The sequence below is a fragment of the Ruegeria sp. CDSA077 genome (assembly GCF_059612265.1).
Map to the genome: position 1 here is coordinate 75,148 of NZ_JBXWQG010000007.1, position 9,565 is coordinate 84,712.

Here is a 9,565-nt window from a genome sequence, read left to right on the forward strand (position 1 = left end):
GACAGGAGTATGCAATGACCAAATGGAGCGCTCTTTTTGCGTTGGGGTTGCTTGCGGCATGTGATGTGCCGCAGGCCCCTATTGTGACCGGCCCTGATGGCCAACCGAGGATAGAGATCAGTACCAATGGCCTGACTTGCTATGACCGGCATTGTCTCGACATCAACCCCGTAGCACGGTCCGTGCGCATGATCGGCAACAGAACTACCCGGATACCTGCCGAAATCGACGTTAGTGACAACCTGGTCACCCCAGCCGAGTTCAGGCGGCTGGGTCAGGTTGCCAGCCTTGCCGGTGGTGTCGGATCACGCGGTGACAGCGGTTAGACCAGGCTGTCCATCTTGCGGGCCAGTTTGGCGTCCAGCGCCGAAAGCCCGCCGACATCATGGGTGGACAGCGTCACCTCGACCGTGCGGTAGACATTGAACCATTCGGGATGATGGTTCCATTTCTCGGCAAACATAGACACTTGGGTCATCCAACCAAAGGCGTGGACGAAGTCCTCGAACATAAAGGTCTTGGTAATCGCATCCCGGTCCTTGACCATGGTCCAGCCGCTTTTGAACAGCGGGTCCAGCAAGGGGCCACGGGTCTCGGTCGACAGAAGTTCAGTCATTGGTGTTCCTCCGGGTTCGACTTTCTGAACGGGCCATAATCAGTCAGAATCTCGATTTCTTCTCCCACTGCTTGGGCCTCGGCGTCCAGATATTTTTTGATCGCATCGGCAAAGCTGGGGTCATTGACCCAGTGCAGGCTGTGCGTGCGTGTGGGAAGATAGCCGCGCGCCAGCTTGTGTTCGCCCTGCGCCCCTGCCTCGACCCGTGCCAGGCCTTGCGCAATGGCAAAGTCGATTGCCCTATAATAGCACAGTTCGAAATGCAGGCAGGCATGATGTTCGACGCAGCCCCAGTAACGGCCATAAAGCGTCTTGCGCCCGATAAAGTTCAGCGCTCCCGCAATCGGATAGCCGCCGCGCTCGGCCAGAACCAATGCCATGTCATCCGCCATGGTTTCCTGAGCGATATCAAAGAATTGCCGCGTCAGATAGGGCACGCCCCATTTCCGAGCGCCGGTATCCTGATAGAACTCCCAGAACGCGTCCCAATGTTCGGGGCGCAGGTCATCGCCGGTCAACGCGCGGATTTCGCCGCCAAAGGCGCAGGCCTGCGCGCGTTCCTTGCGAATGTTCTTGCGTTTGCGCGAGGATAAAGCGGCCAGAAATCCATCGAAATTCGCATACCCGTCGTTCAGCCAGTGAAATTGCTGGGAATGGCGCAACATCAGGCCCATCTGTTCGCCCGCCAGCGCCTCATCTTCAGTGCAAAAGGTCGCATGGACCGACGATACCTGATTATCCGCGGCCAGCTGCACCGCCCCCTGCACCAAGGCGGACATGCCCACCGCCTGATATCCCGGCCGCAGCAGAAAGCGGCGCCCGGTGGCCGGGGTGAACGGCACGGCAATCTGCAGTTTGGGATAATACCGCCCGCCGGCGTTTTCATAGGCATGCGCCCAGTTGTGGTCGAAGATATATTCGCCCTGACTATGCGATTTTGCGTACATCGGGGCGGCCCCGATCAACATTCCGTCCAGATAAACCATCAGGTATTGCGGCTGCCAACCGGTACCCGGCCCGACCGACCCGCTTTCCTCCAAAGCCAAAAGAAAACGATGAGTGGTAAAGGGATCAAGCGGACGGCCCCCGTCCGCAGCCTCGGGGCAGGCACAGCTGTCCCACTCTACCGCAGTAATCTGCGAGAGCGATCCAAGTACCCGAACCTCGATTTGTGCCTGATCCATGTGCCCTCTGCGTTTGATCATTATCTGTGACGGAAGGGGCGCGGTTCAACCCGGATGCGCGGCTATGTACCCTTCGAAAGTCACATTATCGGCAATCTTGCGAGCCTCGGCCTCTTGCGCGGCCGAGCGAACGGTCCAGCACAGGACCGGAACACCCTGCGCCTTCAGCTCGGCAACCCTTGGGCGGGACAAGTCTTCGGCTTCGTGGCTGATGAAACTGGCCCCGACCCTTGCGAATTCCGGGATGTCCCGCAGGTAATCGCACACCGCCGCAGGCAAAAGTTCGACTTTGGGCTGATACGAACAGGTCGTGATCCCCCTGGGCAAATGCGGCGCCAACCGCGCCAGTTCAGCCACCGAATTGGGGTTGAACGACATCAGCGCCACCGGACCTTCATAACCCTCAAGGGCTCGTACAGTATCGCGCTCGAGCGGGCCCACATTCGGGCCCATCACACCGTCCTGATCCTTAAGCTCGATCAGCAGGGGCACCTTGCCCGCCACGATTTCCAGCACATCATCCAGTGTCGGAATACCGTCATCAGCGTGCAACAGCTGTGTCTCGGACGCTACCTGCGCCGAAATCTGCCGAACTGGCCCCGGTCGCCCGGTCAGTCGCCCCAGGTCATAGTCGTGAAAGACCAAAGCCCGGTTGTCGGCGCTCAACTGCAGATCAATCTCAATCCCGTAACCGGCCTTAACAGCGGCACGAACCGCCGCCCGGCTGTTTTCCGGGCGGTTGTCCAATTTGTCGTGCAGGGCCCGATGCGTGATCGGGGCCTGTAGGAACATAGCGGGCAGTACCGGGGTCATGCGATCTCGAAGATGCCTTCGATCTCAACCGCGACGCCCAACGGCAACGACGCTGCACTCACGGCCGAGCGCGAATGGCGACCAGCCTCGCCCAGCGCCTCGACCAGAAAGTCCGACGCACCATTGATCACCTGCGGCTGGTCGGTGAAATCGGCGGTTGAATTCACAAACCCTGTCAGTTTGATTACACGCACCAGCTTTTCTATATCGCCACCGCAAGCAGCCTTGACCTGCGCCAGAAGATTGATCGCGCAGACCTTGGCAGCCGCAGCACCCGCTGCAACATCCATGTTATCACCCAGCTTGCCGGTGATCAGTTCCGCATCCTTGGAAATCTGTCCTGAAACGTAGACGATATTGCCGACCCGCACGAAAGGCACATAATTGGCGGCGGGCGCCGGCCCGTCCGGCAGACTGATTCCCAGGCTTTCCAGTTTTGCTGCGATACTCATCTGTTGATCCTCACCTGATATAGACTCGGCGGGACGCTATCCGGGATCGTTCGGCTGGAAAAGTGTGAAACCAGTAAAACTGCGGTCAGTGGCGTATTAAGCGTAACTTCTCTTATCCCGAGGTGTTGAACTTGTGTCACTTTACCAGATGCAGTCGGCCGGGTTAAACGCGAACTGTTTCAAAATGGGCCCAAAACCTTTATGTGACGACAGATTGAGCCGCAAAATGGCCGCAGGCATTATTGATTGAGCGTCCAGCCCCACTCACAAAACGGCTGGCGCGTTTGGAGTTGAAATACCGTGTTGAGCAAGATCAGATTCAAGCCCCTGATTGTCGTGACCCTGATGACCGTTCTTGGCGCTTGCGCGTCCCAACCCGCCGATCAGGCCGCGCGCGGCGATACTTTCGATCCCTACGAGAATACAAACCGCGGCATTCACAAGTTCAATCTGGGCGTCGACCGGTTCCTGTTCCGTCCGGCCTCGAAGGGCTATGTGAAAATCGTGCCCGATCCGATGGTGACCAGTTTCAACCATTTTGCCGAAAACCTGACTATGCCGGGTCAGGCTCTGGATTATCTGCTGCAGGGCAATCTGAAGCAGTCGGGCAATGCCCTGCTGCGGTTCCTCATCAATACGACCGTTGGTGGCGCGGGTCTGTCTGACCCGGCCAGCGAATTGAACCTGCCGCCCGTGGATACCGATTTCGGTGAAACCCTGCACGTCTGGGGTTTTGGCGAAGGCGCCTATGTGGAATTGCCCTTCTATGGCCCCTCAACATCCAGGGATGCGGTCGGCGTCGTCGTCAACCTGTTTTCGAACCCGATCAACTTCACACCGGTGCGCCCGGTCGAGAATATTGGCGTCTACGCCGAAATCGTAAGGCGGATGGGCGACCGTGGACGGTTCTCGGACACAGTCGATTCCATCCTCTATGAAAGTGCTGACAGCTATAAGCAGGCACAAACAATTTACCTGCAAAATCGACGTTTCGAACTGGCACGCGATGATGAGGACGCCTATCTGGGATTGTATGACGATCCCTATGCAGAAATCGGGACCGACCCTGTCAGAGACCCCTACCTTGACCCCTACGAGGATCCATATGCCGAGTAATTATTTGAAGAGAAGAGAGTTTATTGCATCTGGCATCGCCGGCCTGGCGCTAGCCACCCTCCCCTTGCCAGGCTTTGCCCAGACAGAGGCCAGTGCAAAAGCGTTGGTCGTTAGCGTTGTGGATGACATCAATCGCGTCATCAGTTCGGGAAAATCCGAAAAGAGCATGATCCGCGATTTTGAGAAGATTTTCGTGCAATATGCCGATGTTCCGATCATGGCGCGCTATGTGTTGGGGGCCGATGGCCGCTCGGCCAGTGCGTCGCAGATCAGGCAGTTCACCGACGCGTTTCAGGGCTATATCTCCAGCAAATACGGGCGTCGCTTTCGCGAGTTTATTGGCGGCCAGGTGACCGTTCGCAATGCGCGCAAGATCAAAGCGGGATACGAGGTCCGCACCTCGGTCAAGTTGCAGGGATCTTCCCCGTTCGAGGTGACCTTCCTGGTGTCCGACAAATCCGGCCGCGACAAATTCTTCAACATGTTTATCGAAGGCGTGAACATGCTGCTGACCGAACGTACCGAGATTGGCGCCATGCTGGACGCGCGCGGCGGTGATCTGAACCGTCTGATCAAGGATATGAAGCGAACCGGGTAAATTCACAGCGATTTACTGCAGTCAAAACTTTCAAATCCGCTCGTAGTTTCGACCAGTTCGGCCTCATAGTGTGCGATCATTGGCATTGCAATGGGTTCGATCTGGTCATTCCAGACCGCCTCGCCATAGAAGCTGTCCTTTATCCTGTCGCGTTCTTCCAACGAAGAGAACGCGCGCATCCAATGCACTTTGTCAGGATTTTCCAGATCTCTGAGCGGCCCAAACACAAGCATTCCTGCATCCCGCAACGCAGCGCGATTGTGTTTCTCAAAGAATTCTATGAACGCTTCTCGGCGGCCCGGTTTTAGTGTGTAATGTCGAATTTCCAGTATCATCGATATTCCCCGGGCAATCTCGTTGGCCTGACATGGCGTCAGTACTTGGCGAAATTGCCCGAGTTTAGCAAGAACAAGTCCTGCGCAGTGCGCTAGTTCAACCGCTCGCCGGTTTCCTTGGCAAAATAGGACACTTTGCTCATGTCAAAGGCCAGGTTCAGCTCTTGTCCGGCCTGGGCGCTGGTTTCCGCGTGCAGGCGCGCAGTGACCTGTTTGCCGCCCAGTTCGGACACAACATAGGTGTCAGCTCCGGCAGGTTCGACCATGTCGACCATGCAAACCGCTTCCTGCACGCCGTCCCCGGCGCGGAAACCGGCTTCGGCGATATCCTCGGGGCGCAGGCCCAGAATGACATCCTGCGGCAGTGACAGATCACGGGCATCCTTCAGGACTAGCGTTTCACCCGATGACCGCTCGATGGCAATTTCGGTGCCTGTGCCGTTCTTGGTTGCCTTTGCAGGGATCAGGTTCATCGCAGGTGAGCCCATGAAATCAGCCACGAACAGGTTGGCAGGGTTGTTATAGATCTCGGCCGGGCTGCCGATCTGCTGCACGATCCCGCCTTTCAGAACCACAATCTTGGTGGCCAGCGTCATCGCCTCGATCTGGTCGTGGGTCACATAAACGATAGAGGCATCCAGAGTCTGGTGCAGCTTCTTGATTTCTGTCCGCATCTCGACCCGCAGCTTGGCGTCGAGATTCGACAGCGGCTCGTCAAACAGGAACAGTTTGGGGTCGCGCACCAGCGCCCGTCCCATCGCCACCCGCTGACGTTGACCACCGGACAGCTGGCTGGGACGGCGGTTCAGCAGCGGTTCGATTTGCAGCAGTGCGGCCACATCCTTTAGCTTAGCGTCCATCGTAGCCTGATCTACGCCGCGCACTTTCATGCCAAAGGTAATGTTCTTGGCCACCGACATGGTTGGGTACAGGGCGTAGGACTGAAACACCATGGCGATGTCCCGGTCCTTAGGGCTGACATGGGTCATGTCTTTGCCACCAATGGCCAGCGTACCGCCGGTGATCGGTTCCAGCCCGGCAATACAGTTCAGCAGGGTGGATTTCCCACAGCCCGATGGGCCGACCAACACCAGAAAGTCGCCCGGTTCGATCGAGATGTTGATATCCTTCAGGATCTCGGTTGCGCCGTAGTTCTTGTACAGCTTGTTGATATCAAGGATGGGAGCCATCATTCTATCCCTTCACAGAGCCAGCGGTCAGGCCGCGGATGAAATACTTACCGGCAACGACATAGACGAGCAGCGTCGGCAGACCCGCGATGATCGCGGCGGCCATGTCGACATTGTATTCTTTGACACCGGTGGTGGAGTTTACGATGTTGTTAAGCGCCACAGTCACAGGCTGTGTGCCCGCCTGGCTGAACGACACGCCGAACAAGAAATCATTCCAGATCTGCGTGAATTGCCAGATCACGGTTACCACGATGATCGGCAGTGACAGTGGCAGGAAGATCGACCAGAAAATCCGCAGGAACCCGGCCCCATCGACGCGAGCGGCCTTGGTCAGCTCGGCCGGGATAGAGACATAATAGTTGCGGAAAAACAGCGTGGTGAAGCCAAGACCATAGATTACGTGGACAAAAATCAGACCCGGAATGGTTCCGGCAATACCCATCATGCCCAGAAGGCGCGCCATCGGCAGCAGGACGACCTGAAACGGAATGAAGCAACCAAACAGCATCAGCGAGAAGATGATGTTAGCCCCTTTGAACCGCCACTGCGCGACAACGTAACCATTCAGAGCACCCAGCAGGGTCGAGATGGCCACCGCAGGCACCGCAATCAGGACCGAGTTCCAGAAGTAAGGCCGCAGACCTTCGCATTGGATACCCGTGCAGGCGCCCGACCAAGCGGTTTTCCAGGCCTCGAAACTCACCTCACGCGGTAACGATATCAGACTACCGGTACGGATTTCCTCAAGACTTTTGAGCGATGTCGTCAACATCACAAATAATGGCATCAGGTAATACAGCGCGAACAGGCACAGCACCACGTAAAGCAGCCAGCGCAGGGCGATTTTGCTCATGTTACTTTGACTGCGGGTTTGGGTGTGGGGCATCGACAGATCAGTCATTTTTAGCCCTCAATTCTGAGTAGAGATAAGGAACCACGATGGCAAAGACGACCAGCATCATGATCATTGCAGAAGACGCCGCCTGACCGATATCGCCGCGCGAAAAGGCCATCGCATACATGTAGGTGGCGGGCAGATCGGTCGCATAGCCCGGACCGCCTCCGGTCAGGGCGATGACAAGGTCAAAGCTCTTGATTGCCAGATGCGCCAACACGATGAAAGCCGACAAGAAAATCGGGGCCATCGACGGGATGATGATCGCGGTATAAATACGCCAGGTTGGAATACCATCGACCTGTGCGGCCTTGATGATCTCGCCATCGACCGAGCGCAGACCGGCCAGAAACAACGCCATCACAAAGCCCGAGCTTTGCCAGAGTGCGGCAATGACGATGGTGTAGATCGCGTAATCGGGATTCACAAGCCAATCGAATTCGAAGTTGGGAAAGCCCCAACCCTGCACCATGGACTCAATCCCCAGACCGGGGTTCAGGATCCACTTCCACGCCGTGCCCGTGACGATCATCGACAGCGCCATGGGGTAGAGATAGATTGTTCGGATCGCTCCTTCGACGCGGATTTTCTGATCCAGCAGGATGGCCAGCAGCAGGCCCAGCAGCATCGCGATCACGATGAACAGAGTACCAAAGATATACAGGTTGCCAATCGCCGTATCCCAGCGCGGAGAGTCGAACAGGCGCTCATACTGGATGAAGCCATGGATCTCGTATTTCGGCAGCAGTTTCGATCGGGTCAGCGACACCCATGCGGTCCATCCGATAAATCCGTAGACAAAGATCAATACGGCGATGAACGACGGTGCCAGCACCACCTTGGGCAGGTGGTTTTCCAGCCATTCGGACATGTTTTCCTCCGGGGAAAGATGCTCTGCCCCACACCTTGGGGGGCAGAGCGTATTGGATCAGTAGCTGTTGGCCACCGCGTCCGCCAGTTGCTGAACCGCGTCAGCCGAGGACATATCCGAGTTGAAATGCGCGGTCACAACATCTGTGATCGCACCAGCCTGCGACCCACGCAGCGCCATGCCATGGGCATAAGATGGCAGCAGCGAACCATTCGCCGATGTCGAGCCCATGTCTTCGGCCGAGATTTGCGCGCAGATGTCAAAGGCATCCAGCGACACATCGGTCCGGGCCGGGATCGAACCCTTGTTCAGGTTGAACACTTCCTGAAAGTTCGGTGCAACAATCAGCTTGGCCAGCAATTCCTGACCGGCGCGATTGTCGTCGCCCTCAACCTCGAACATGGCAAAGCTGTCGACATTGTAAAGATATCCATCGCCGGGGGTCGAGGCGCAGAGGAAATCCTCACCAGGCTTCTTGCCCGCTGCCAGGAATTCGCCCTTGGCCCAGTCACCCATGATCTGAAAGGCCGCTTCGCCGTTCATCACCATCGCGGTGGCAAGGTTCCAGTCGCGACCCGAGAAATTCTCGTCCACATAACCACGCAGGGTGCGCATCTGGTCAAAGACCTGGATCATTGTGTCCGAGGTCAACGCCTCGGGGTCCAGATCGACCAGGGCTTTCTGATAGAATTCCGGTCCGCCAAGACCCAGCGCGACGGCTTCGAAAACCGTAGCGTCCTGCCAGGCCTGACCGCCATGCGCCAGCGGGATCACACCGGCGGCCTGCAGTTTTTCGGCTGCGGCGTTGAACTCGTCCCATGTGGTCGGCATCTCAATTCCGTTTGCGGCCAGCACATCGGCATTGGCCCAAATCCAGTCGATGCGGTGAACGTTCACAGGCGCCGCGCACCAAGTGCCTTCGCACATCATGTGACCGGCGATCGACGCGGGCAGAACCTCGGCCCAGCCTTCGGCGGCGGCCACGTTCGAGATATCGGCCAGAACGCCCTCTTCATACCATTCCTGAATCGCCGGGCCTTTCAGCTGAACCGCTGTCGGCGCGTTGCCTGCCAGAACCCGCGCCCGCAGCGCCGTCATGGCCGCATCACCGCCGCCACCTGCGACCGGCATATCAGTCCATGTGCCCCCGTTCGAGGCAAACTCTTCCTGAAGCACGGCCACCGATTTGGCCTCGCCACCGGATGTCCACCAATGCAAGACCTCCGCCTGTGGTTCGGCCACCACAGATGATCCGGCTGCGACGGCCAATGCGGACACAGTCGCAAAAGAAAATCGTTTCATGTTTTCTCCTCCCTGAGAATTCGGTGCCAGTCAAAATGGCAATGCCGCAATACTGTGCCCCTATCTGAGTCTGACAACGCTTAATCCGGGCCAATACCCGGGAAAGGCGCAAATTTTCACCGCTTTTGTTACAGCGTGTTACGTTAGCATTGAATCTGTTTCCGTTCGTTACAATGGACGAAGTTTGGGG

At 57.2% G+C, this 9,565-nt stretch carries 12 protein-coding genes; 3 read left to right on the forward strand and 9 right to left on the reverse strand.

All coding sequences use genetic code 11. The features are described from left to right. Positions 1 to 14: 14 nt before the first annotated feature. Positions 15 to 326 carry a hypothetical protein gene (locus AC2FLE_RS14315; RefSeq protein ID WP_496697832.1) on the forward strand — a complete coding sequence of 104 codons (312 nt, stop codon included), beginning with the start codon at positions 15 to 17 and terminating at the stop codon, positions 324 to 326. Here AC2FLE_RS14315 and AC2FLE_RS14320 read toward each other — a convergent pair. From AC2FLE_RS14320 to AC2FLE_RS14335, 4 genes are read right to left on the reverse strand one after another with little or no spacing between them, the layout of a single operon-like run. Beyond that, complete coding sequence (locus tag AC2FLE_RS14320; protein WP_142638667.1) at positions 323 to 616, reverse strand: 4a-hydroxytetrahydrobiopterin dehydratase; 294 nt, start codon at positions 614 to 616, stop codon at positions 323 to 325. The two genes, AC2FLE_RS14315 and AC2FLE_RS14320, sit on opposite strands and share 4 nt — an antisense overlap. Beyond that, positions 613 to 1,800, reverse strand: coding sequence for a GNAT family N-acetyltransferase (locus tag AC2FLE_RS14325; RefSeq protein WP_496697833.1), 1,188 nt, complete (start codon positions 1,798 to 1,800; stop codon positions 613 to 615). Before AC2FLE_RS14325 ends, AC2FLE_RS14320 begins: the two co-directional genes overlap by 4 nt. A gap of 45 nt (positions 1,801 to 1,845) precedes the next feature. Continuing rightward, positions 1,846 to 2,613 (reverse strand): glycerophosphodiester phosphodiesterase family protein, encoded by a 768-nt coding sequence (locus AC2FLE_RS14330; RefSeq protein WP_496697834.1) that lies wholly within the window; start codon positions 2,611 to 2,613, stop codon positions 1,846 to 1,848. Further along, positions 2,610 to 3,065: a RidA family protein gene (locus AC2FLE_RS14335; protein ID WP_142638661.1), complete on the reverse strand. Its 456-nt coding sequence runs from the start codon at positions 3,063 to 3,065 to the stop codon at positions 2,610 to 2,612. Before AC2FLE_RS14335 ends, AC2FLE_RS14330 begins: the two co-directional genes overlap by 4 nt. A gap of 345 nt (positions 3,066 to 3,410) precedes the next feature. On the opposite strand from AC2FLE_RS14335, the gene AC2FLE_RS14340 reads away from it, so the two are divergent. After that, the gene (locus tag AC2FLE_RS14340) at positions 3,411 to 4,181 is read left to right on the forward strand and encodes an MlaA family lipoprotein (protein ID WP_496697975.1); all 771 of its coding nucleotides are present in this window, start codon (positions 3,411 to 3,413) and stop codon (positions 4,179 to 4,181) included. Next, positions 4,171 to 4,779: an MlaC/ttg2D family ABC transporter substrate-binding protein gene (locus AC2FLE_RS14345; protein ID WP_496692767.1), complete on the forward strand. Its 609-nt coding sequence runs from the start codon at positions 4,171 to 4,173 to the stop codon at positions 4,777 to 4,779. Before AC2FLE_RS14340 ends, AC2FLE_RS14345 begins: the two co-directional genes overlap by 11 nt. A 2-nt stretch (positions 4,780 to 4,781) precedes the next feature. Here the strand turns inward: AC2FLE_RS14345 and AC2FLE_RS14350 are convergent, their stop codons facing one another. The 5 genes from AC2FLE_RS14350 to AC2FLE_RS14370 form a co-directional block, all read right to left on the reverse strand. Next, complete coding sequence (locus tag AC2FLE_RS14350) at positions 4,782 to 5,114, reverse strand: putative quinol monooxygenase (RefSeq protein ID WP_271952393.1); 333 nt, start codon at positions 5,112 to 5,114, stop codon at positions 4,782 to 4,784. Positions 5,115 to 5,206: 92 nt separating this feature from the next. Then, positions 5,207 to 6,304, reverse strand: coding sequence for an ABC transporter ATP-binding protein (locus tag AC2FLE_RS14355; protein ID WP_142638656.1), 1,098 nt, complete (start codon positions 6,302 to 6,304; stop codon positions 5,207 to 5,209). Positions 6,305 to 6,308: 4 nt separating this feature from the next. Beyond that, the gene (locus AC2FLE_RS14360; protein ID WP_271952391.1) at positions 6,309 to 7,208 is read right to left on the reverse strand and encodes a carbohydrate ABC transporter permease; all 900 of its coding nucleotides are present in this window, start codon (positions 7,206 to 7,208) and stop codon (positions 6,309 to 6,311) included. Then, positions 7,201 to 8,073, reverse strand: coding sequence for a carbohydrate ABC transporter permease (locus AC2FLE_RS14365; protein ID WP_142638652.1), 873 nt, complete (start codon positions 8,071 to 8,073; stop codon positions 7,201 to 7,203). The genes AC2FLE_RS14360 and AC2FLE_RS14365 overlap by 8 nt, the downstream gene beginning before the upstream one ends. Positions 8,074 to 8,130: 57 nt before the next feature. Then, the gene (locus AC2FLE_RS14370) at positions 8,131 to 9,375 is read right to left on the reverse strand and encodes an ABC transporter substrate-binding protein (protein ID WP_281973294.1); all 1,245 of its coding nucleotides are present in this window, start codon (positions 9,373 to 9,375) and stop codon (positions 8,131 to 8,133) included. Between the last annotated feature and the right edge of the window lie 190 nt (positions 9,376 to 9,565).